This is a genomic window from Enterococcus sp. DIV0175 (assembly GCF_050529075.1).
In the GTDB taxonomy this organism is placed as follows: Bacteria; Bacillota; Bacilli; order Lactobacillales; family Enterococcaceae; genus Enterococcus_B; species Enterococcus_B thailandicus.
The window spans coordinates 590,296-613,650 of the sequence record NZ_CP172880.1 but is presented as its reverse complement, the minus strand read 5'-3'; the positions used below and the strand labels follow the sequence as shown (position 1 = coordinate 613,650).

Below are 23,355 nucleotides of genomic sequence, written 5' to 3'. Positions count from 1 at the left end.
ATTGCTTCCCCGCTTTTAAGTGTACTTGTTTAAATTTACACTCGTACGTGTTTCTTATAGTTTAGCGAAGTATTCTAAAGTACGTACTAATTGTGCAGTGTAAGACATTTCGTTGTCGTACCAAGCAACAGTTTTAACTAATTGTTGGTCGCCTACTGTCATTACTTTAGTTTGAGTTGCATCAAACAATGAACCGAAAGTCATACCTACGATATCTGAAGAAACGATTTCGTCAGTGTTGTATCCGTAAGATTCGTTTGCAGCTTCTTTCATAGCTTCGTTAACTTCGTCAACTGTTACTTTTTCGTTAAGAACAGTTACTAATTCAGTTAATGAACCAGTTGGAACAGGAACACGTTGAGCAGCTCCGTCTAATTTACCGTTCAATTCAGGGATAACTAAGCCGATAGCTTTAGCAGCACCTGTTGAGTTAGGAACGATGTTTGCAGCAGCAGCGCGTGCACGGCGGAAGTCACCTTTAGGGTGTGGTCCGTCTAGAGTCATTTGGTCACCTGTGTAAGCATGGATAGTTGTCATTAATCCTTCAACAACACCAAATTTGTCGTTCAATGTTTTAGCCATAGGAGCTAAACAGTTAGTAGTACATGAAGCACCTGAGATAACTGTTTCTTTACCAGTTAATGTTTCGTGGTTAGTGTTATAAACGATTGTTGGAACATCGTCTCCACCAGGAGCAGAGATAACAACACGTTTAGCACCAGCTGTTAAATGTTTTTCAGCAGCTGCTTTAGAAGTGAAGAAACCAGTACATTCTAGAACGATGTCTACGCCTAGTTCGCCCCATGGTAATTCTTCAGGGTTACGGTTAGCTAAAACTTTAACTTCTTTACCGTTAACGTTGAAAGAACCTTCATGAACTTCAACTGTTCCGTTGAAACGTCCTTGAGTTGTGTCATATTTTAACAAGTGTGCTAACATTTTAGCATCTGTTAAGTCATTGATTGCTACTACTTCGATTCCATCTACATCTTGGATACGACGGAACGCTAGACGTCCGATACGTCCAAAACCATTAATACCTACTTTAACTGTCATTTAAGATTTCCTCCTTATGAAAATCAAAAAAATTTTTATTTTAAAGGGTTACCCCTTTTAAAATCTCATTTGCTGCGGCCTCATCTGTGATCAGCCACGTTTGTTTTGGTGCATTTTTCATATACGCTCGGATTGCTTTGGCTTTTGTTTTTCCGCCAGCAATCGCAAGGATGATTGGTACCCGTGTTAAATCTTTCAGTTCGATGCCGATTCTTGGAACCTTGTAAACAACTTCTCCATTTTCGTTAAAGAAATAACCAAAGGATTCCGCTACAGCATTCGCCTGCTTCAACATGATTAACTCTTCTTCAGTCATTTTTCGACGGGCTGCCATATGCAACGCACGTCCAATACTATGAATAACACAATTTGCCTGACTTATCAAGTTTAACACTTCTTGAATAGATGGTTCATTGAGTAAAGAATTGTAGGTAGCTAAACTTAGTTGCTCTGGAACATACAATGCCCGATGATCCCCATTTGTGTTAGCTGCCATTCTGGCACTAACTGAATTCGCTTGTACGGTAACCGCCTCACCAATTCCCCCTCTTGCAGGAACAAACAAGTTATGTCGTTTCTTGTTTTCCAAATTCGTCAACTGTTCAGCAACCACAGCCATTGTGGTTCCTCCCATTACGGCAATGATATTTTCACCTTCTGGAAGTAATAAGTTCAAGGATTCGTTTAAAGCTTCACCAAAAGCATCTGTCACTTTTGATTGTGCGTCACTATTCCCCGAAACAACGATACAACGTTGATTACCAAAATACTCAGCCAGTTTTTTTTCTGTCTGATGCATTCCTAAAAGCTGATCCATGAAGTTTTCAAGACTTTGATAAACTTCCTCACCTTTCGTGGTCAACGTCATGCCACTTTTTGACGTATCGATTAGTTGAAGATTTTTCAAAAGATCTGTTTCTGTTCGCAAAACTCGCTCTGTTATCCCCATACTTTCAGATAAGCTACGTCGACCAATCGGCTGCATCCAATAAATATTACGTAAAATTTTATAGCGTTCTTGAAGAACTTCGATAATATCTGGTGCAACGGACTCAATCATTTTCAATTCATCTAGCATAGCGATCTCCTTAGTTGGACGATAAACGTCCAATGTAGACTCAAAACGACCCATGTACGACAAAAAAATAAAATTGATTGTTTTACTTTCTTTTTTATGAAAAGGAAAACCTCAACCTCACATGCGTTAGTCTAACAGTTTCTTCCTAACTTTTCAACTAAAAAAGACTAGAAAAGTAAAATACTTTTACTAGCCCTCTTTTTTTTATTTATCATACCGTTTTCTTTTTGATGAACTCGGGATTCCTAAAAGATCTCGATATTTTGCAACGGTTCTTCTAGAAATCACAACTTCTTCTTTTTTTAGAAGTTCGACTAACTTTTGATCCGATAATGGCTTTGCTTTATCTTCCAGATCAACTAACTCTTGTAGTTTTTTCTTTGCCATTTCTGTGGATAAATCTTCCGACCCAGTCGTATTGTTGTTTGCTATGCGGGTTGTAAAAAACTTTTTAAGTTCAAAAATGCCAAAAGTTGTTTCCAAATATTTTCCGTGAACAGCTCGACTCACAGTTGATTCATGGACATTGATTTCAGAAGCCACTTCTTTTAAGGTCAATGGTTTGATTGGTCGATTAACATCGGTGAAAAATTCTTTTTGGCGAGAAACGATTACTTGTGCCACTTTTAAAATAGTATCACCGCGTTGCATCATTGTTTTTTTTAGCCAATCAAATTCTTGCTTACGTTCTTTTAAATACGTAGCTGTTTCTTTGTCTGCTTTTTGATTCATTTGTTTGAAATAGGTTTCTTGAAAACGAATATTCGGCTGACTTGCTCGATTCGAAACTACCTGCACTTCGTTGTTGCTATGAACCAAAACCTTCACATCTGGAATGATATACAGTTCATTACTGTTTTCAAAGATCCTACCTGGACTTGGTGATAAAGTTTGAAGATAATCAAATATTTTTTGAACTTCACTAAGTTCGATTGAAAATTTTTGTGCGATGTCTTTCCATTTTCGTTGGACTAGTTCATCAAAGCATTCTTCCAAAACAATGTAAGCTAAAGCTGGAGCAAAATCATCTCTTTCAGTTTGTAACATCAGACATTCTTGAAGATTTCTAGCACCTACACCTGCCGGCTCTAGTTGTTGAATTAACGTCAATGCATCTAATAGTTGGATTGCTGATGCACCCGTGTCTTCGGACGCATCGGCCAAATCAATTGTCAAAAAACCATTTAAATCAATGTATTCAATCAAATATAAAATCATTTTACGTAAAAATGTGTCACGATAATTCAAATGTACTTGATCGATCAATGATTCAAACAACGAGCCTTTTGTATCAGGAATTTGATTAAGATAGCTTGTCTCTTCTCCATCATAATTGTTACTTGTTTTTTTGTAGTCCGGTTGCCATTCAGGCTCGACTACTTCAACCAAAGGATTTTCTAGCGCCTGATTTTCAACAAAGGCTAATAATTCTTCACTATTATATTGGAGGATTTGGATTGATTGCTGCAATTGCTGAGTCATAGCCAATTTTTGCGTTTGTTGTTGTTTTTGTGAAAAATTCTGTTGAAATTTCATTTTTTTGCCTTATCCCCTTGTAAATTATTTTTTGGTTGGTTACAATTATGCCAGTGCTTGCGTCCTTAGTGTAGTGGATATCACGTAAGATTCCGGTTCTTGAGACGGGGGTTCGATTCCCTCAGGACGCGTTCAATAGCCATTTTAGCATAATTTAAACATCTTTGCTTTCTATATTTAAAAGAAGAGGTTATGACAGAAGCAGTTGGCTTCTCCTTTTCTTGTGGAGTTTCGACTTACTTTCGAGGAAGTCGCGTCTGAAACATCATGTATTGAAACAGAGGCTGTGACAAAAGTATTGTCACAGCCTCTGTTTGTTCTCTTTTACCATCGACAAAAAAACCAACCAGCTATTTCCCAGCTAGTTGGTCCTGATCTTTCTATACATTTCTACAATTAGAATGCATTGCTCTTCAAGCGAAAGATTTGTTACTCTGTTTTTTCAGAAAATTCTTCATTGTCATACTCTTCATCATCATCGTCGTCATCGTCTTCGATAATGCTCAAGTCTTCTTCAATGTTTCCTGGTAATACTTCTTCATCGTCGCTATTGTCATCCGCACCGATTTCTTGTAAATCAGAGTTGTACGCCGCGATTTCTTCATCGTCGTCATCATCATCTTCAAATAGATCATCGTCATCTTCATCAGACAAGTCAGTATCTTCTGGATCATCATCGTTATAGTCGATTGCATCTTCATCATCATTGATAAAGGCATTCACTTTTTTGCGTTTTCGGCGACGAGGTTTATCTTCATCTTCTTCGTCAATTCCATGATTTACTTCTTCATCAATTGAATCAATTGCATACCATGAGCGCAAGCCCCAACGGTTGTCACCTAAAGAAATAAAGCTGCCGTCAATATTTAAGTCAGTATAAAACTGTGCTAATGAATCACGAATATCTCCATCTGTTTTGCCAAGATAGTTTTGGATTTGATTAACTAAATCAGAAAAATCCATCACATCACCATGTTGTTCTAAAATCGCATGTGCAACTTCGATCATTGATAATTCGTTTTTGTTTGCACCTTCAAATACACTAATTTCCAATCAGGACACGTCCTTTCACAGTCTATCCCTTATCATACAAAATCAACGATAAAAAATCAAACTTTTCTTTTAAATTATGCTGTAAAATCTAAGGTCAAATGATATTCACCTAGTTTTTCTTCGCCCATAAATAGATCGTAAGCAATCACAATATTTCCTGAGGCCGGTCGATCTTTTAAACTAACATGCAGTTCGTTGGTAAATGTTTGAATCAAAATCATTCCGTAAGGTGTCTTATAGGCTGTTTCTAAACGTTCTTTGTAGCCAAATTTTAGACGCATTCGCATTTCCCCAGCACGAATTAACTGAACATGACCATCAGGAATGATTTTGATCGTCACAGGAACTTCTTGTCCTGTTTCTTCTTGAACTTCTTTATACCGTATGTATAACGTATCACCAATTTTTACCATTTGACCCGTTAAATCAAAATAAAAGTCTTGCACTTCCCCTTGCTGTTTCACTTTTGTACGTAGTTTTATTGAAATCGGTGTTCCTTGTGATAAATCCATCTCGCATTCTCCTTTACTTCTCATAGGCTTATTGTTCCCAGTTTCTGCTATTTTGTCAACCAACTTGTATATTTTTTATCTTTTTGCTTTTTTCACCCTTCTTTAGCCGCTGTTAGTTCTTCTAATAAGAAGCGTACCTAAAAACTTCTGACTGTTTTTGAGGTATACTAGGAGAGAAATAAGGGAACTAACTGAACAAGGAGTTGATGAAATGAATCCTCCTATTTTATTGGATCAAGACATCTATCAAGGCAATGACTTTTCCCCTTTTGCATTGACCGATTTATTAACCGCTGAAACGAAGAAACAGCAACAAACATTTCTTCATTTCTGGCAATATAACAAAACAGTGATTTTTGGAATGAAAGATACCCGCACACCTTTCTTTACTGAAGGTGTTCAATCCATTCGCAAAGCGGGATATACGCCTGTCGTACGAAATTCAGGAGGCTTAGGTATCGTTTCTGATACTGGTATTTTGAATGTTTCCTTGCTATTTCCACAAACAGATGATAAAAAAATTTCAATTGATGATGGTTACGAACGAATGTTAGCTTTGACCAGAAAAGCTTTTCCTGAAGCAGCCATTGAAGCTTTTGAAATTTCTGACTCCTATTGTCCTGGAACGTATGATTTAAGTATCTCTGGGAAAAAATTTGCTGGAATTGCACAACGCCGAATCAAAAACGGGATTGCCGTCATGATGTATCTAAGCGTCAATGGGAATCAACAGGCACGCGGCGAATTGATGCGAAGCTTTTATCAAGTCTCACTAAAAGAAGCTTTTGGTACAGATGGCTATCCTGCTGTCCAACCAGAAAAAATGGCAAATCTTAGCGACCTTTTACAGCAACAATTGACCGTCTCTGAGGTTAAAATCCGCTTAGCAACTGCTTTTCAAAACCTTATGGGGCAATCTGTGCCTCTCATTCCCCTTTCTTCTACTGATTGGTTACAAAACTATATTTCAGCAGATGAATGGGAAACACAGCTAGCACGAATGGCTGACAGAAATTCTATCTTAAAGGAGCAACAGTATGACAATTCCTTATAAATACCAAGTTCTTCCTATTGAAAAGGTATTTCGTGATCCTGTCCATAATTATGTCCATGTACAGCATCAAGTTATTTTGGACTTAATCAACTCAAAAGAAGTCCAGCGACTACGACGCATTAAGCAATTAGGTACAGCTTCATTTACTTTTCATGGTGCAGAACACAGTCGCTTTACACATTCATTAGGTGTGTATGAAATTTCCCGACGAATTTGTGATATCTTTTCACGGAACTACTCGAAAGAAAAAATTGGTGAAAATGGTTGGGATGACAAAGAACGATTAGTTACGCTTTGCGCAGCACTTCTTCATGATGTCGGTCACGGTCCTTACTCACATACTTTTGAACATATTTTCCATACGGATCATGAAGCAATTACCGTAGAAATAATTACTTCACCAGAAACAGAAGTTTATCAAATCTTGAATCGAGTGGAAGATGGCTTTCCCGAAAAAGTTGCAAGTGTAATCCAAAAAACGTATCCCAATCCACAGGTTGTTCAAATGATTTCTAGTCAAATCGATGCCGATCGTATGGATTATTTATTGAGAGATGCTTATTACACAGGGACTGAATATGGAACTTTTGATTTGACTAGGATTTTACGAGTGATTCGTCCCTACGAAGGTGGTATCGCCTTTTCAATGAATGGGATGCACGCTGTGGAAGATTACATTGTTAGTCGTTACCAAATGTACGTTCAAGTTTATTTCCATCCAGTTTCTCGTGGAATGGAAGTCATTTTAGAACACCTACTTCATCGGGCACATGAACTTTATTTGGAAGACTCTGCTGCATTTGAAATGCATGCACAACTGTTGCTTCCTTTCTTGGCTGAATCATTTACGTTAGATGATTACTTGAAACTTGACGATGGCGTATTAGGTACTTATTTTACACAATGGACAGAAGCAACTGATCCGATTTTAAATGACTTAGCAAAACGATTTTTAAATCGAAAACCATTAAAATCTGCCACTTTTTCCGGTGATCGCAACTCACCACTAATCGAAGAACTCACTCTACTAGTTGAAAAAGTGGGCTACAATCCTGTGTACTACACCGCAATCAATTCTAGTTATGATTTACCTTATGATTTCTATCGTCCAGAGCAAAACCGACATCGTACCCAAATTGAGATTTTGAGAAATGACGGAACTTTGATAGAATTATCCAAGGTTAGCCAATTAGTTGCTGCTTTAGCTGGTCAAGAACAAGGTGACGAACGGTTCTTCTTCCCAAAAGAAATGGTTGATCCCACTTTGAGAAACCATTATGATCTCTTTGATGAAACATATCAAGAATTTGCCAGTCACATTCAAAATGGCGCACTAATTGAAAATAAGTAAGAAAAATGTTGGAGGAAATTATGTCTATCAAATTAATCGCTATCGACATCGATGGCACGTTGTTAAATGATCAACGTGAATTAACAACGGAAGTCAAAGAAGCAATTCAACAAGCAGACAAACAAGGAGTAAATATTGTCTTATGTACAGGTCGTCCATTACCTGGTGTCAGAGAACAACTCGAAGCATTAGAATTATTCAAAGACACAGACTATGTCATCACTTATAATGGTGCTTTAGTTCAACAAACGAAAACAGGAAACATCATCGCGCGTCACGGATTGACTCACGAAGACTTTTTAGAAATCGAAGTGATGGCGCGTCGAGTTGGCAGCCACTTACACTCAATTGATGAAAAAGCAATCTACACACCAAACCGTGATATTAGCCCTTACTCTGTCCATGAGTCTGGCCTTGTAAACATGCCGTTGAAATATCGTACCCCTGAAGAAATGACACCTGACATGAATATTGTCAAAATGATGATGATCGACGAACCTGAAATTTTAGATGCAGCAATTGCGCGTCTTCCTCAAGAATTTCGTGATAAATATACAACGGTTAAAAGTGCACCTTTTTACTTTGAAGTCTTGAATAAAGAAGCCAATAAAGGAGCCGCAGTTGCAAACTTGGCACAACATCTTGGCATCACACAAGACGAAGTCATGGCAATTGGCGACAATGAAAATGATTTATCAATGATCGAATATGCTGGCCTTGGAGTAGCTATGGAGAATGCTCTGCCCATCGTAAAAGAAGCAGCCAATGCATTGACCACTTCAAATGAAGAACACGGCGTAGCTGAAGCAATCAAAAAATATGTGCTAAACTAAGCCAGCTGCATCACTTATTTGAGCAACTACTATTCCAAAAAATTAGTAAGTCGAACCAGCAAAAAGGGCTGTGACAAATGGATTGTCACAGCCCTTTTTTGCTGAATAAATGGCGTTCCTAAAGCAATTTCAAGTAATAAATCTACCCTTCCTAAAATTATGTAACGTTGTTTGTAGAAACGACGTTCTTATTACTTGAAGTTAACTCCTTTGTGCCACAACTTTTTTACTTTCCTCAATGAATCACAAACCAGAACTAAACGTTTAATAACCATCTGTTAAGTAAATCTTCTAAAATAGACGTTGAAGTTTTAAACAACTTAATTCTGTACTTACGATTTTAATTTTTTGTTTCAATTTCTTGTTCAACTTTATATTTGTCCTCTAGCCATTTTTTAACCGCCCATTGATGGCTACCTCTCTTCAGCTTCACAATCGCATCCGCAGGAGTTACCCACCAAATACGATTTGTTGTTTCAGTAGGCTCCCCAATTTTTTCCCAACTTTTAGCAACATAAAAATAACCAGGGTTGTAATAATAGGTCGCGCGGTAGTTGGAATAAAAATATTCATCTGCTTGTCCTAAGAAACAATCAATGACTACCGTGATACCAAGTTCTTCAATCATCTCACGAGCAATGGCTTCTTCTTTGGTTTCTTGTCCCTCGATTTCTCCGCCGGGTAGGAAAAATGCGCCATTTGGTGCCTCAACCAAAGCTATTTCTGTTTCTTTTTCTACAATGATATATGCAGCATAGCGTGTTTGATAGCTGGCTGACTGTTTCTTTTCTCCAAAAACTGGATAATCCATTCATTTTCCCACCTTTTTCTTTTTATTTTACATGAGAGTTTTCTCATGAACAAGCACCAATATTTATTTTTCTTGTTATTCTTTGCTATCATGAATAAAAAAGAAAGGAAGTTTTTATTTATGAAAATGGCACACACTTGCGTCCGCGTAAAAGACCTTGACGCATCTCTTGAATTTTATCAAACTGCGTTTGGCTTTGAAGAAAGTCGCCGTCGTGATTTTCCAGAAAATAAGTTCACTCTTGTTTACTTAACTTTGCCGGGAGATGATTACGAACTAGAATTGACGTACAACTACGATCATGAAGCATATGATCTAGGAAACGGTTATGGCCATATTGCAATTGCTGCAGATGATTTGGAAGCATTACATGAGAAACACCAAGCTGCTGGTTTAAATATAACTGACTTAAAAGGATTGCCGGGAACTGCTCCTTCTTATTACTTTGTTATCGATCCTGATGGTTACAAAATTGAAGTTATTCGTGGATAATCCACTCACTTAAAAAGAGCTAACCTAGATAGAAAAAACGCCTAAAATTCGTTTTGAAAACGTTGATTTTAGGCGTTTTTTTTGAAATGTGTTAAGAACGACGGTTTTTTTATTTTTTCCCAGTTTCTTTTTTGTTTGGAGTATCGTCAAAAAAGTACTATTTTTATTTGACTTACCCAATCATCACACTTTCTTCTGGATATTTGATTTTTATTTCTTGCTGATGAACTTTTTTCATCAATGAAAAAGCAATCGTCAACACGCCAACGCGCCCAGTATACATCAATGCCATAATCAAAATTTTCCCAACAACTGATAAATCTGGCGTCAATCCCATTGTCAAACCAACCGTGCCAAAAGCAGAGAAGACCTCAAATGCGATATATTCAAGCCCCATTTTTTCTGGTACATATTCTGTAATTGATAAAATCATTACTGCCACCACACAAAGAGTCAGTGTTAAAAAAAATAAAGTCAACGCACGCAAAATAGTTGGTTGTCGTATCGTACGTCCAAAAATTTCAGCTCTTGTTCTCCCTTTAAACATTGAACGCATTTGCGCTAGCAACACACCCAAAGTGGTTGTTTTAAGTCCCCCCGCAGTTGAACCAGAAGTTCCACCGATGTACATCAAAAACATGGTTAGGATCAAACCAGCATGGCTCATCTTAGAATAATCAATCGACGAATAACCTGCCGTTCGAGGTGTCACGCTTAAAAAGAATGTATTAACTATCCGATTACTAAAATTGCCTTGTAAAAAGTTTGCTCCATTTTTTTCCGTAAAAAGAAAAACGAAAAAACTACCTACTAACAAAATACTCGTCATACTTAAAGCAATTTTTGAGTGTAAACTGATTTTTTTCGTTTGATGAAAGGTCAACAAGTCACGCCAAACAATGAACCCTAATCCACCAGCAATAATCAATATTGAAATCACGAGTAATAAATAATTATTTTCTTGATGTGCAACCAGGCTCTCGCCTAACAAATCAAATCCAGCATTACAAAAACTAGAAATAGCATGAAAAATACCATACCAGCTTCCCTTAATCCAACCAAATTCAGGAACAAACACGATTGATAATGCCACGGCACCTACTAGCTGGATTACTAAAGCAAACTTAAAAATATAAAGCATCAAATCGGTTACACCAGCCATTTTTTCTAAATTCAACGCTTCTTTTAACACAATACGTGTACTCAAACTAATCTTTTTTCGAGCAAGCATGAAATATAAAATTGGCACCATCATAAAGCCTAATCCACCAATTTCAATTAAAATCAGCAAAACCAGTTGTCCCAAACCATTCCAATGTTCGACAGTATTTAAAGTAGTCAGTCCGGTAACACAAATCGCCGATGTCGCTGTAAACAGCGCATCCAGATAGTTGGTTGCCTCCCCACTTCGACTAAAAAATGGCAGGGATAATAAGCTTCCTCCAGTAAAAATCAGCGCAAAAAAACCGAAAGCTAATAATTGTACCGCTGATAATTTTTGAAAAAGTTGAATCAATCGTGTCTTCAAGCAAGTTCACTGCCTTCCTGTTCGTCTTGTGCTAGTCCATTTTTGAGAAAAAGAGACTTGATTTTCCTCAACTCTCTTTTTTCGCTCACGCGGAATTGTAGCTACTATGAATGGCTACTTCCCATATCCTTGATTTTGATTAAACGAGTAACTTCTGCACGTTCATTTTCTTCGAGTTTCATTTGAATGTAATAAATCGTTTCTTCCAACTGAGGAATCGTCATATACTCTAAAGCATTTACTCTTCGTCGTGTTTTTTCAATTTCGCTTGCCATCAACTGACACGTTTTTTCGATTTCCGTTAATGCTAACAGTTTAGGCAACACACTCGTAAATTGTTCAATTGCTTGATCTAGTTCTGCATTGGAGTTTAAGTAGCCATATTCTAACGGCGCTTCTCCCAGTCGGTCATCATATTGAAAGTTCATCACAGGTACCTTGACGCTCATAATATTTTTTTCAGTCACTGCTAATTCCATCGTTTCGGCAGGTAGCACAAACAATTCTTCAATGAAGGCTTCATTGATTGATGCATTCGCAAGAACCACATTTGCCATGGCAGCCTGTAACTCAGCTTCCATTTCTTGACGAAGCTGATGATTTTTGCGAACGAATAGAATAAACTGACGCATCAATTCATCTTGCTTATCTTTCAGTAATTTGTGTCCACGAGTAGCCGTTGTTAACTGTTTTTTTAAACGAGTAAACTCCATACGCGTTGGATTCACCGTTAGTCTTGCCATTAGCGCACTTCCTTTTCAGGTAAATATTCCTCTAGCAACTCTTCTTTGATTCGCTTTAACTCTGTCCTTGGTAACATCGAAAGTAATTCCCAACCTAGGTCAAGGGTTTCAAAAATTGAGCGATTCGTGGTAAATCCTTGATTGATGTACTCTTCTTCAAAACGGTTCGCAAATTTTGCATAGATTTTATCCACATCAGACAACGCCGACTCACCTAATACGATTGCAAGTTCTTTCGCTTGCTTTCCTTGCGCATAAGCTGCAAATAATTGATTCATCGTAGCTGCGTGATCGACCCTTGTTTTGCCGGCACCCGTTCCTTTATCCTTTAGTCGAGATAAGGAAGGTAACACATCAATCGGCGGCTGAATCCCACTCTTATACAATTCTCGTGATAAAATAATCTGCCCTTCTGTGATATAACCTGTCAAATCAGGAATCGGATGCGTTTTGTCATCTTCTGGCATCGTCAAAATCGGAATCTGAGTGACAGAACCCTTTACGCCACGAATTCGACCAGCACGTTCAAATAACGTTGCTAGATTCGTGTATAGATACCCTGGATAGCCACGACGTCCTGGAACCTCTCGTCGTGCCGCAGAAATTTCGCGCAAAGCTTCCGCATAATTGGTCATGTCTGTCATAATGACCAAGACATGCATCCCTTTTTCATAAGCTAAATACTCTGCTGCTGTCAATGCCATTCGTGGTGTAGCGATCCGCTCAATTGCAGGATCGTTAGCCAGATTCATAAACATGACACTTCGATCAATTGCACCCGTTTGACGAAAGTCTTCCATGAAAAATTCTGCTTCCTCAAATGTAATCCCAATTGCGGCAAAGACGACAGCAAAATCTTCCGCTTCATTCAGCACCGTTGCTTGTCGAGCAATTTGAGCGGCCAATTCTTTATGTGGGAGTCCTGAACCAGAGAATACAGGTAATTTTTGTCCTCTTACTAACGTATTCAAATGATCGATTGCTGAAATACCAGTTTGAATAAATTCATCGGGATAATCTCGTGCAACTGGATTGATAACTTCCCCATTAATATCGACTTTTTTCTCTGCCAAAATTTCTGGACCATGATCTTTCGGGCGACCTAGACCATCAAAGACTCTGCCAATCATGTCTTCAGAAACACCAAGTTCTAACGGATGCCCAAGAAATCGTACAGCAGAATCTCGCAGATTAATACCACTAGTTCCTTCAAAAATCTGAACCATTGCTTTGTCTTCTTGAACTTCTAACACTTGTCCTCGGCGAATTTCACCATTTTGCATACGAACTTCAATCAGCTCTTCGTACTTTACACCTGCTACTTTTTCTACCGCCATCAAAGGACCAACTACTTCACCAATCGTTTGGTATTCTTTAATCAACAGTCATTCCTCCTTCCACAATGATTTTTTGGATTGTTTCTTTCGTTTCAACCAATAGTGCATCAAGCTGCTGGATTTCAGTTTCTGGTATATATTTACTTCGTGCAATTCGGTCACGAAGGACAACCGTTCCTTCCATAATTTCAGTTAAATATGAACCTACAGACAGCGCACGACGCGCTTCTTGTCCAAACGTTAAAATCAGTTGCAACATTTTGAACTGTTTTTCTCTTGAAGTAAATGTATCAACATCATCAAAAGCATTTTGCTGAAGATAGTCTTCTCGAATTGACTTTGCAACTTCCAAAGTCAAACGATCATTATCAGAAAGTGAATCAATCCCAACTAAACGAACGATTTCATTTAATTGTTCTTCCTCTTTTAATATACGCATGCCTTCTGTAACCATTTTTGACCAGTCTGCTTGCAATACTTGATCCAAATATTGACCAACTTCCGTCGAATACAAAGAATAACTTTGCATCCAGTTGATTGATGGAAAATGACGACGTTGTGCTAGGTTAGCATCTAACCCCCAGAAAACTTTCACCACACGCAATGTATTCTGTGTCACAGGCTCAGAAATATCTCCACCTGAAGGAGAAACGGCACTGATGGCTGTAATGCTACCTTCTCGGGGCACTGAACCAAGAGTCATTACTCGCCCTGACCGCTCATAATATTCTGCTAAACGCGAGCCCAGATAAGCTGGATACCCCTCGTCTCCCGGCATTTCTTCCAATCTACCACTCATTTCTCGTAAAGCTTCCGCCCAACGAGAAGTAGAATCTGCCATGATTGCCACATCATAGCCCATATCACGGAAATACTCAGCAATTGTAATGCCTGTATAAATCGACGCTTCTCGTGCCGCAACTGGCATATTTGATGTGTTTGCAATTAAAACTGTACGTTCCATGATGGATTCACCAGTATTTGGATCAATCAATTCAGGAAATTCATTTAAGACATCCGTCATCTCGTTTCCACGCTCGCCACAACCAACATAAACAACCATATCAACATCTGCCCATTTAGCAATTTGATGCTGCACAACTGTTTTTCCAGCTCCAAATGGTCCGGGAACAGCTGCTGCTCCTCCCTTTGTCACTGGGAAGAAAGTATCAATCACTCGTTGTCCAGTAATCATAGGCGCTTCTGGGTTGCGTTTTTCCTTAATTGGTCGACTTCGTCTCACTGGCCATTTTTGCATCATCGTTAATTCTTGACTTCCTTGTTCAGTTTCAAGAACACATACAGCTTCATCAATCGTGAAATTTCCTGACGCTAATTGGCTGATTTTCCCACTGATTCCATTTGGAACCATGATTTTATGTTGGATTACTTTCGTTTCAGCCACAGTTCCAATTACATCCCCCGCAACGACAAACTCTCCTACTTCAGCTGTTGCTTCAAACCACCATTTTTTCTCATGATCTAAAGCTGGTAGTTGTACACCCCGACCTAAAAAATTACTTTGGGTGATTTCCATGAAGGTATCCAACGGGCGCTGGATACCATCAAACATTTGAGAAATAATTCCTGGTCCCAGTTCAACAGACAGTGCTTCGCCCGTTGAACGTACTGGTTCACCTGGTCCAATTCCTGATGTTTCTTCATAAACTTGGATTGAAGCTACATCACCACGCATTTCAATGATTTCGCCAATAACCCCAAGTTCTCCTACTAAACACATATCTTGAATGCTAGCATCACTCATATTTTCAGCCATAACAAGTGGTCCAGACACTTTGATAATTCTTCCAATTTGCAAATCATTCGCTCCTTTTCCCTACTATAAAATATTTTGACCTACGGCTTTTTCAACATTGTTTTGAATTTCAGTTAATCCAATCTTCTCTGTTCCTTGATAATTAGGAATCAATACGATTGCTGGTATCAGTTGTTCTTGGTAGCGAGCAATTACTTCTGGGATGGAAGTCGCACATTGTTCTGTGACATAGATTACACCATAGCCCTCTTTTGCCATTTGCTCCACGAGTCGTCGTACATTCTGTGGATTTGTTTCAAAGTGAACATCAAAACCAACTAACTGAAAAGGTAAGACAGATGCCTTGTCACCAATTACACCAATTTTATGTCCCATAGACTGTCCTCACCCGCTCTCTGATTTGTTCTGTACTAAATTGGCTACGTTTACCAACTGCTAACAAACGCAAATTTTTTCCTTCTACTTCTTTTGCATTTAAAAAAGCAAGTAATGGTAATGGACCAAAAGCCTGTGTTTGCGCCTCTTGATAAAGGGAGGAAAGGTAATCATCCTTCAAACGTTCCAAAGTAATTAGATCAATTTCTGTTTCTTTTAGTGCAGGGCGAATAATTTCTGCATAATCAGTTGTTAATAAAAAGCGAGTATATGCTTCTAATTCTTGACCAACAAAAGACAAAAAGATTTCCTTTTCTATGCCACCCGCACTTGAAAGAACAGTTGTCATAAATCCTTTCGTTCGATTTTGACTCAGTCCACGTGCCATCGTTATAATATTTGTGAGATCAATCAATGCAATGATTTCCGTTAACAGTTCCTTGTACCCGAGTTTCTCGCCAAGTCGGCGCTGTTCTTTTAGAAAATGACGATCATAAATCACATCAATTCCCTGTAAAATAGTTGCCCCTTCAAAATAATCAAACACTTCACGGATACTGGCAAGTAATGTCTCCGGTAGTTCAACAGAATCTTGTGTTCGAATCGCTTCTTTCATCATATCTAATGAATAGAAGCCGTCATCAATAAATAACTGATCCAGATTTTTGCCTGTTAGCTCTGCCTTGGTTAAAACTTTCAAGTTATGGAAAGTAAAGCGCATCGTATAAATCCAAAGAATCTCTGGTTCAGGAACTCGTTCCTTTAGCCATGCAAACAATTCACTTTGTTCCTTTGCTAAGTTTTGTTCCAATTCGTATTCAAATCCCTCATAAACATAAGGTTGATAAATCGTCGTTTTCAATTGTTCGCCAAATGCGTCGATTGAAGGGGCTTGAATCAAACGCTCAAAATCTTCATTCGTCAATAATTCAAGCTCTCTCCCGCGAATCAAAGGATTTAATTCGTGATAGTTCATCGTTCCCCTCCTTAAGTAAACAATTGTTGTGCTAGCTCATACCCCATCGAGCCTCTTAACTCCGTCACTAACCGACTAAACAAAAAATTGTATTGAATTCCTTTACTGTCCAAGACAAAACCAGCTTCATTTGGGATTACCTTTGGATCTTTAACTAATGTAAAGGACAGTTTTTGAGAGAAATCTTTTATTTGCTCTTCCGTAAAAATATCTGCCGATTTTTCACCTACGCGAAAGATTACTTCTCCTTTTAATGCCAATGGACTTAAAGCTGTCTGTACAAATGCGAGAACATCTTGTGGTTTCCACGCTTCCATTTTCTCAATTGCTTCATCAAATAACTTATCTAAAAAAGCTTGTTTTTGATTTAGCATATCTTGTCGAGCTTCGACTTGCTGACGATTTTCTAATTGACGATAGTGTCGCTCTAATGACTCGAGTTGCTTACGCTCTTGTTGCTGAAAAGTAGTCGTTACTTGTTCTGATTTTTGTTTGAACACTTGCTCAATCTTTTTACGTTCAGCTGTCTCAAAAGCAGCACGTTCATTTGCTGCGTCTTCATTTATTTGCTTAATGATTTGTTCAATGGCATCCATTGATTCTCCTCCTTTACGTTTACGCGTTTAAAACTAATAAGAAAGAAATCACGAAGCCTAAAATCGCATAGGTTTCAACCATCGCAGCAAAAATAATTCCTTTCGTTGCATGTTCCGGTTTTTTCGCTAAAATTTGAATACCTGCTGCCGCCACTTTACCTTGTGCAATACCAGAAAATAATCCTGTAAATGCAATTGGTAAAGATGCACCTAGATAGCTCATTCCTTGAACAACAGATAGGTCGCCACTCAAGTTGATGAAAATCAAGAAAGCAATTACGAAGCCGTAGAGTCCTTGCGTTCCTGGTAACAATTGTAAAATCAGTGCCTGACCAAATTTTTCTGGTTGGCTAGTTGTCAGTGCTGCTGCTGCTTCACCAGTCATTCCCACACCTTTAGCTGAACCAATTCCTGAAAAAATCGTAGCCACGCCCATCGCTAATACTGCAAAAACAATTCCACCGTTATTTGTAATTAAGTAATCCATCATTTGTTAAAACTCCTCCATTATTCACTTTTTTTGTTTTCGATGATTGATGTTGACATATTTTTCTGCGGTTTTAAGTGGTTGAAATGCTCGCCCACCACCTGTATAAAACTTGCCAAAAAATTCGACATATTGTAACCGAGCACCATGAACATATGCACTCAATAATGTTAAGAATAGATTTAATGCATGTAAGAGAACAATCAAAAACAAACCTGCACTAAATCGCGCTACTGGTGGCATAAATGCTACCAACATATTAAACGCGGCGGCGATACTTCCACCAGAAATCCCAAGTGCCATCAAACGAGTATAACTAACTAGGTCACCGATATAACTCGTTAATCCGTATAGATTGTATACGCCCTTGGCAGCCCCTTTCGCTTTCGAAGTAGACTGAATGATTGGAATAATCACAATACAAAGCGCCGATAAAATCGCAATACTGCCTCCAAGATACAAAAATTGTTTTTGTTTTAACACAACTGCTCCGACTACAGCTAAGACAATTCCGATTAAGATACCTTGCCATGCAAATCCTTCGCTAATCGCATTTAAGTACGCTTTTCTCTTCAAGTTTTCTTTTGCTGAAACAAATAGACCAACTAAGATTTGAATCAAACCAAAAATAACTGATAAAATCAAAATCGTATTAACATCTTCTGTTGTTGATAAAATAGGAAATGGTAGTGGTAGACCAAAGATTGTTTTTGGTAACGCCATGCCGAAAAATGAACTGTAAATCAAGCCCCAGATAATCGTTGGGATAGATAAAATCTCAAAAAACTTAACAAATCTTGTAAGTCCACGTGGTAAAGTGACCCATTTTTGTAATAAGATCGAACCAATCAATAACAATAACCCATACCCAACATCTGCAACCATCATACCGAAAAAGACAAGATAAAACGGCATGAACCATGGCGTTGGATCAACTTCTTCGTATTTTGGTAAACTATACATCTCTGTTAGTAATTCAAATGGCTCGACTAGTGGATGATTGGTTAATTTTGTTGGTACTTCCATTTGAATTTCTTCGACTGTTGGTGACTCAAATTGAACATGAACAGCCGAAGCTGGAAGTTTTTCTGCTAAAGCTGTCATCAAATCTTCCTTTGTATCTATTCCAATCCAGCCTTGTAAAACAATCAGTTGCTTTGAACGCACAAATTGTTGCTTGACTCTTTCACGTTCAATCAGCGCTAAGGTCACTTCTTCCACCCATTCAAATTCACGAATCTTTTCACGATACAAACCAATCTTGGCAGCTAGTTCCTTTTGGTTAGTTTGCACTTCTAGCAATTGCTGTTTGATTTTGGTTAAAGCTTTGCTTGGCACTTCATCATAGGGATAATTACACACCGTTAAGCCATGCCGACCTGCAAGTTCTGCTACCTGTTCTGCTGCGTCTTGCAAAGTAATATACGCCAAGTAAACAGATTTTGGTGTAGAATAAATCTCTTCCAAATAAACAGGTAATTGTGCTACAGCTGTTTGAAAAGGCTCCAAACTAGTTGTTCCCATACTTCCCAAAACTAGAACTGTCTTTTGACTATGAAAAGTTGCAGGAATCACATCCAAGTATTGCCAATTTGAAAGATATTCCTCTTCTTCCGTTAGTTCTTTACGTCGTTCACTTAGCTTCTGCCACTGTTTTTTTAATTCCAAGATTTCTTGTAATTTTTTCAAAAAATCAGCTTCTGAATAAGCAGCTTCTAATTCATGCAAAGAAAGTTCCGTTCGTTTTAAATGAACCAGCTTTTGTTGAGAATGACCATGATGCTCAATAAATTGAACCGCTTCACGAATTGATTGTAACCGTTGTTCTAATTCATGTTGACTCGTATTCTCAGTAAAAGTTTTGGTCTGTGGAAAGTAGGTATCGACCCAATGATTATTAGTCGTTTCTTGAAATAAATTGCGGAATTCAACTTGTTGAATTCCTTGGATAGCTTGTAAAACAGCTTCTTGGTTCTTCTGATCTGAAATGAGTGTGACTTTTTCCATCTTAGTGACGGACATATTCTTTCACCCTTTCAATAATTAGATCTATTGCATGTTCTTGATGTTCGGCATATTGTTCAGCTAGTGTTTGTTGAACCTGTTGGATTTCCTCATCTAACTGTTTTTGTTTGGTCTGAAGTGTTGCTTCTTTGATTTGTTTTTTCTCTGAAAGAAGTTGAGTCAATTCTTGTCTTTTTCTTTCCTCAATCACGTGAATCTCATCTTCTTTTTTCTTTGTTAACTGTTGCATCTCAGTACGCAAAACTTGCATCTGTTGTTCATTTTTTTCTTCCGCTTTACGAATCTGTTCCAAAATTTCTAACAAATCGTTCACATCCTTTCGATAAAAAAAAAGAGGTAACTGCCTTTCAAGTTCATTGAAAGCAGCTACCTCTAACGATATCTGTCTGGTAATCGAGCTACTTTCAACAACTGTTCTTCTCACCCCTTGAAGAACTTGATCCTTGAAAGCTTGCGCCCAACCTTTTTTATTTGAATTTGTCTTTCATTATAGCAAAATGAGATAAATGTTCAACCATTTTCGGACGCTTTTTAATGGCGCCTTACGAAAAAAGTCCAGCCAACCCTAATGGCATCAGGGTTTCAGTACCACAAAAAATTCAAAGTATTTCCACTTTTTTTCAAAAGTTGTTACAATCAGTTTAGTTACAGTCTGGAGGAACAACTATGCAACCTATTATTGGAATTGCCGGTAATCATTTAAATAAAGCAACAGATACTTTTCAAGGAAATGAAGTTACTTATACCCCACAAGGATTTGTTCAAGCAGTGAAACAAGCAGGTGGTTTACCACTCGTCTTTCCCATACTTGAACCAAGCTACGCAGCTGCCTTTATCAGCCGTGTCGATAAATTATTATTAGCTGGGGGACAAGATATCAGCCCTCAATTATATCAGCAAGATCCACATCCAAAGCTACAAGAAACTAACTTGAACCGAGATCTTTTTGAACAAGCATTGATCAAAGAAGCAATCAAACAAAAGAAACCCATTTTTTCTGTTTGCCGTGGTACACAATTAGTGAATGTCGTACTAGGTGGAACCTTGTATCAGGATCTTTCCCTCTATCCCAATTGGGCAGTTAAACACGAACAACAACCAACTGTGCCAACTTTTGCTACTCATGAAGTAAAGGTTTCTGCTAATAGTCTACTTGGTTCTTTGTTACCAGAATCTTATTTTGTTAATTCCTACCATCATCAAGCAATCAAAGATTTGGCTCCTTCATTGAAAGCAATCGCCATTGCAAATGACGGAATCATTGAGGCAGTCGAAAGTAAAAATCCCGAAGAAAAAATTTTTGGTGTTCAATGGCACCCTGAGTTGACACACCAAGTCAATCCACTGGATCAAAGTCTCTTCGATTACTTTGTCAATGAACTATAAAAAAGAGGTTGTAGCGCAAAGCGTTTAGCTCCGAAAAAATAATGAGCAACTGACAAAAATAGCATGCCTTATTTTTAGGCAGTTACGAATTATTTCGAGGAGTTGCTTGGGGAACACCGTGTATGAGGTTGTAAAAGAAGTGCCCAGCTCCAATAAATAAGAATAAATTACCAGAAATTGCTTCTCAAATTTTTGAGTAATTTGGGCTTATTTTGCAGGAGTTACTTCTTGAACACCGTGAATAAGGTTGTGGCGCAATGCGTTTAGCTTCAAGCAATAAGAATGCTTTTCTAAAAATAGTTTTCCATATTTTAAGAAAAGAGGACTTATTGCCGAAGGAGCTGCTTTGGGAACACCGTTTGTTAGAAAAAAGGAGATATGACAAGACTTTTGTCACATCTCCTTTTTCTAATTAATTCAATTATCTGGTTGGATAAATCTCTAGTAATTGATGTAGATGATTAATCTCTCGTTGAAGGACTCTTCCCTTAGTCGTAGTTCGATTTAAACGACGTGGCAACTGTTGATCAATCACCTTTTTAACATAGGTTCCCTCATCTGTCTGCGCTAATTGCTGTTCGATTGATACAAAGGGATAATGAGTGACTAACTGGAAACCATAAGAATTCAAAAGTAGTGAATAGCCAGCAATCCCCGTTGTTTTCTGATACGCTTTAGACAGTCCTCCATCAATCACAAAAACAGTTCCCTCCGCTTTGACTGGTGACTCACCTTTACAAACTTTCACAGGAGTATGACCATTGATAATCACTGAACCAGTCGATTTTATACCAAATGAGGACAAGACCTTTTGGCTAAACCATAACTCATTTCTCAAACGATAGTAGGCGTTACTTTTTTCCACATGGGTCTGTGTTTCTTCTAAAAAATAGCGTTCAAAGGTTGCCATTTTACTTTTTCCAAATAAAGGTGAAACCCGCCCACTCCAAGCATACCAAATATAATCCGTTGCTAAATCTTCACCAGAATCTGGTGTCTTTGCACTTTCACGAATTTTTTCTTCAAAAAATGTTAACAGCTCAACTCCTCCAACAACTTGCTCTTGCTCTAACGCTAAAAAGTTTCCCTTTTCATCCACTGGAATACACCCATGGAATAACAAATGGTCATTGTAAACGAGATACATCGCTCCTTTTTCCAATAAAAATTCCATGTGATTCTTCATTCGTAGCGAGTGCTGAAAGGAATACATCAAACTATCAATTATTTGCTCCTCTTCTTTTGTCAATTGTTCAGGTGTTTCAGGAGAAATTGTTTGAAAGCAGGCACCTTTAATCGAATAGCTTGCTCCTTCTAAAGTAATTATTTCTTTTTCATAATCAATTTTGTGTAGAAGTTGGCGCTCGTCCATTTCAAATTCTGATCTTCGCATGAGCAACTGCTCTTCAACTTTAAATTGCATAATCGCTAATGCTTGATGAACTTGTTCCAATTCACTTTGTTCAGAATCGGTCATAGTTTCGCTATTTTTTGGTGTAAACACAGCATTTTTTTTATACGTTTGATGGGCAAACGAAAATAATGGTCGTAAATTAATCGCGTATTCTTTTTCTAACTCAAACAAATAATTATAGCGTGTTGCAATACGCAGTAAAGTCAACAAGCAAGCTTTTGAACCATAAAATGCACCTAACCATAAAATATCATGATTTCCCCACTGAATATCAATTGATGATTGTGTCATCAATCGATCCATCACTTTCGCCGCTTGTGTTCCGCGATCAAAAATATCACCAACAATGTGTAAATGATCGATCACTAACGTTTGAATCGTTAACGCAAGTTTTTCTAAAAAACGATCGACTTCTCCTAACCGTACAAGTTGTTCAATCACTTTTTGTGCGTAAGCTTTCTTTCCTTGTAACCGATTATCTAAGTACAAAAGTTCTTCGATAATATAGCTGTATTCTTTAGGTAAACTTTTTCTAACTTTAGACCGAGTATATTTAACTGAGGTAAATCCCAAGAGATCAATCAACTGTACGACTAGTTGTTCCTTTTCTTGTTGAGCGTACCAAGCTGTTCGTTGCACATATTCTGGGTAAGCAACAAACAAAGTTAACTGATTTCTTTCCTCTTCCGATAATTGATTTTCAAATAATTCGCGAACTTTTTCCTTCAAGTTTCCTGAACCAATTCGCAAAATATGATCGAAAGCCGGAAATTCACCATGAATATCGCTTAAAAATAATTCCGTTCCTTTAGGCAATTGTAAAATCGCTTCTAAATTAATGATTTCAGTTAAAACTGCTTCGGTCGTTGGAAATTTTTCTGACAATAATTCTAAATACGGATCCATCAATGACCCTCCTTAATCGGTATAGTTCA

At 38.0% G+C, this 23,355-nt stretch carries 22 protein-coding genes, 1 tRNA gene and 1 other annotated feature; of the genes, 6 read left to right on the top strand and 17 right to left on the bottom strand.

Annotation, left to right across the window (positions count from 1 at the left end; translation table 11 throughout):
• Positions 1-54: 54 nt before the first annotated feature.
• From gap to rpoN, 3 genes are all read right to left on the bottom strand, one after another.
• A complete protein-coding gene (gene gap, locus IGJ76_RS02995; RefSeq protein ID WP_067483741.1) occupies positions 55-1,056 on the bottom strand; it encodes a type I glyceraldehyde-3-phosphate dehydrogenase in 1,002 nt (333 codons plus the stop codon).
• A gap of 40 nt (positions 1,057-1,096) precedes the next feature.
• Positions 1,097-2,188: a sugar-binding transcriptional regulator gene (locus tag IGJ76_RS02990; protein WP_172843718.1), complete on the bottom strand. Its 1,092-nt coding sequence runs from the start codon at positions 2,186-2,188 to the stop codon at positions 1,097-1,099.
• A 150-nt stretch (positions 2,189-2,338) separates the two neighbouring features.
• Positions 2,339-3,670, bottom strand: a complete 1,332-nt coding sequence (gene rpoN / locus IGJ76_RS02985) for an RNA polymerase factor sigma-54 (protein WP_430596721.1) — start codon at positions 3,668-3,670, stop codon at positions 2,339-2,341.
• A gap of 59 nt (positions 3,671-3,729) precedes the next feature.
• Between rpoN and IGJ76_RS02980 the strand changes: the two genes are divergently transcribed.
• Positions 3,730-3,801 (top strand) — tRNA-Arg (locus tag IGJ76_RS02980).
• Positions 3,802-4,099: 298 nt separating this feature from the next.
• Here IGJ76_RS02980 and rpoE read toward each other — a convergent pair.
• Both rpoE and IGJ76_RS02970 read right to left on the bottom strand, forming a co-directional pair.
• Positions 4,100-4,723, bottom strand: coding sequence for a DNA-directed RNA polymerase subunit delta (gene rpoE, locus IGJ76_RS02975; protein ID WP_067483737.1), 624 nt, complete (start codon positions 4,721-4,723; stop codon positions 4,100-4,102).
• A 74-nt stretch (positions 4,724-4,797) separates the two neighbouring features.
• On the bottom strand, positions 4,798-5,235 hold the full coding sequence (locus IGJ76_RS02970) for a DUF1934 domain-containing protein (RefSeq protein ID WP_067483735.1): 438 nt from the start codon (positions 5,233-5,235) through the stop codon (positions 4,798-4,800).
• Positions 5,236-5,446: 211 nt separating this feature from the next.
• Between IGJ76_RS02970 and IGJ76_RS02965 the strand changes: the two genes are divergently transcribed.
• From IGJ76_RS02965 to yidA, 3 genes are read left to right on the top strand one after another with little or no spacing between them, the layout of a single operon-like run.
• Positions 5,447-6,289, top strand: a complete 843-nt coding sequence (locus IGJ76_RS02965; RefSeq protein ID WP_067483733.1) for a lipoate--protein ligase family protein — start codon at positions 5,447-5,449, stop codon at positions 6,287-6,289.
• Positions 6,273-7,640 carry an HD domain-containing protein gene (locus IGJ76_RS02960; RefSeq protein WP_067483731.1) on the top strand — a complete coding sequence of 456 codons (1,368 nt, stop codon included), beginning with the start codon at positions 6,273-6,275 and terminating at the stop codon, positions 7,638-7,640. Before IGJ76_RS02965 ends, IGJ76_RS02960 begins: the two co-directional genes overlap by 17 nt.
• 20 nt (positions 7,641-7,660) lie before the next feature.
• The gene (gene yidA / locus IGJ76_RS02955) at positions 7,661-8,473 is read left to right on the top strand and encodes a sugar-phosphatase (protein WP_430596720.1); all 813 of its coding nucleotides are present in this window, start codon (positions 7,661-7,663) and stop codon (positions 8,471-8,473) included.
• A gap of 340 nt (positions 8,474-8,813) precedes the next feature.
• Here yidA and IGJ76_RS02950 read toward each other — a convergent pair whose 3' ends face one another.
• Entirely contained in the window at positions 8,814-9,284 is a 471-nt protein-coding gene (locus IGJ76_RS02950; RefSeq protein WP_067483727.1) for an NUDIX hydrolase, read from the bottom strand.
• 120 nt (positions 9,285-9,404) lie between these two features.
• Here IGJ76_RS02950 and gloA point away from each other — a divergent pair, with 120 nt between their 5' ends.
• Positions 9,405-9,776, top strand: coding sequence for a lactoylglutathione lyase (gene gloA / locus IGJ76_RS02945; protein WP_067484141.1), 372 nt, complete (start codon positions 9,405-9,407; stop codon positions 9,774-9,776).
• A 172-nt stretch (positions 9,777-9,948) separates the two neighbouring features.
• Here gloA and IGJ76_RS02940 read toward each other — a convergent pair whose 3' ends face one another.
• From IGJ76_RS02940 to IGJ76_RS02895, 10 genes are all read right to left on the bottom strand, one after another.
• Positions 9,949-11,304, bottom strand: coding sequence for a TrkH family potassium uptake protein (locus IGJ76_RS02940; protein WP_071868662.1), 1,356 nt, complete (start codon positions 11,302-11,304; stop codon positions 9,949-9,951).
• A 104-nt stretch (positions 11,305-11,408) separates the two neighbouring features.
• Positions 11,409-12,047, bottom strand: a complete 639-nt coding sequence (locus tag IGJ76_RS02935; protein WP_270607293.1) for a V-type ATP synthase subunit D — start codon at positions 12,045-12,047, stop codon at positions 11,409-11,411.
• Positions 12,047-13,429: a V-type ATP synthase subunit B gene (locus tag IGJ76_RS02930; RefSeq protein WP_067483724.1), complete on the bottom strand. Its 1,383-nt coding sequence runs from the start codon at positions 13,427-13,429 to the stop codon at positions 12,047-12,049. Before IGJ76_RS02930 ends, IGJ76_RS02935 begins: the two co-directional genes overlap by 1 nt.
• Complete coding sequence (locus tag IGJ76_RS02925; RefSeq protein ID WP_071868661.1) at positions 13,422-15,203, bottom strand: V-type ATP synthase subunit A; 1,782 nt, start codon at positions 15,201-15,203, stop codon at positions 13,422-13,424. Before IGJ76_RS02925 ends, IGJ76_RS02930 begins: the two co-directional genes overlap by 8 nt.
• Positions 15,204-15,224: 21 nt before the next feature.
• Positions 15,225-15,536 carry a V-type ATP synthase subunit F gene (locus IGJ76_RS02920; RefSeq protein ID WP_071868660.1) on the bottom strand — a complete coding sequence of 104 codons (312 nt, stop codon included), beginning with the start codon at positions 15,534-15,536 and terminating at the stop codon, positions 15,225-15,227.
• Positions 15,526-16,512: a V-type ATPase subunit gene (locus IGJ76_RS02915; RefSeq protein WP_067483718.1), complete on the bottom strand. Its 987-nt coding sequence runs from the start codon at positions 16,510-16,512 to the stop codon at positions 15,526-15,528. Before IGJ76_RS02915 ends, IGJ76_RS02920 begins: the two co-directional genes overlap by 11 nt.
• A gap of 11 nt (positions 16,513-16,523) precedes the next feature.
• A complete protein-coding gene (locus tag IGJ76_RS02910; RefSeq protein WP_067483717.1) occupies positions 16,524-17,108 on the bottom strand; it encodes an ATPase V in 585 nt (194 codons plus the stop codon).
• Between the two features lie 19 nt (positions 17,109-17,127).
• The gene (locus IGJ76_RS02905; protein ID WP_067483716.1) at positions 17,128-17,598 is read right to left on the bottom strand and encodes a V-type ATP synthase subunit K; all 471 of its coding nucleotides are present in this window, start codon (positions 17,596-17,598) and stop codon (positions 17,128-17,130) included.
• A 21-nt stretch (positions 17,599-17,619) separates the two neighbouring features.
• On the bottom strand, positions 17,620-19,617 hold the full coding sequence (locus IGJ76_RS02900) for a V-type ATP synthase subunit I (protein WP_067483715.1): 1,998 nt from the start codon (positions 19,615-19,617) through the stop codon (positions 17,620-17,622).
• A complete protein-coding gene (locus IGJ76_RS02895; protein WP_067483714.1) occupies positions 19,604-19,924 on the bottom strand; it encodes a hypothetical protein in 321 nt (106 codons plus the stop codon). Before IGJ76_RS02895 ends, IGJ76_RS02900 begins: the two co-directional genes overlap by 14 nt.
• Before the next feature lie 110 nt (positions 19,925-20,034).
• Positions 20,035-20,083: a sequence feature (sodium ion sensor (DUF1646 type); this cis-regulatory element may regulate processes involved in with the transportation of sodium ions), on the bottom strand.
• A 203-nt stretch (positions 20,084-20,286) separates the two neighbouring features.
• Here IGJ76_RS02895 and IGJ76_RS02890 point away from each other — a divergent pair.
• Positions 20,287-21,006: a gamma-glutamyl-gamma-aminobutyrate hydrolase family protein gene (locus IGJ76_RS02890; protein WP_067483712.1), complete on the top strand. Its 720-nt coding sequence runs from the start codon at positions 20,287-20,289 to the stop codon at positions 21,004-21,006.
• Positions 21,007-21,427: 421 nt separating this feature from the next.
• On the opposite strand, the gene IGJ76_RS02885 is transcribed toward IGJ76_RS02890, so the two are convergent.
• The gene (locus IGJ76_RS02885) at positions 21,428-23,326 is read right to left on the bottom strand and encodes a fructose-1,6-bisphosphatase (protein ID WP_218658107.1); all 1,899 of its coding nucleotides are present in this window, start codon (positions 23,324-23,326) and stop codon (positions 21,428-21,430) included.
• Positions 23,327-23,355 lie beyond the last annotated feature (29 nt).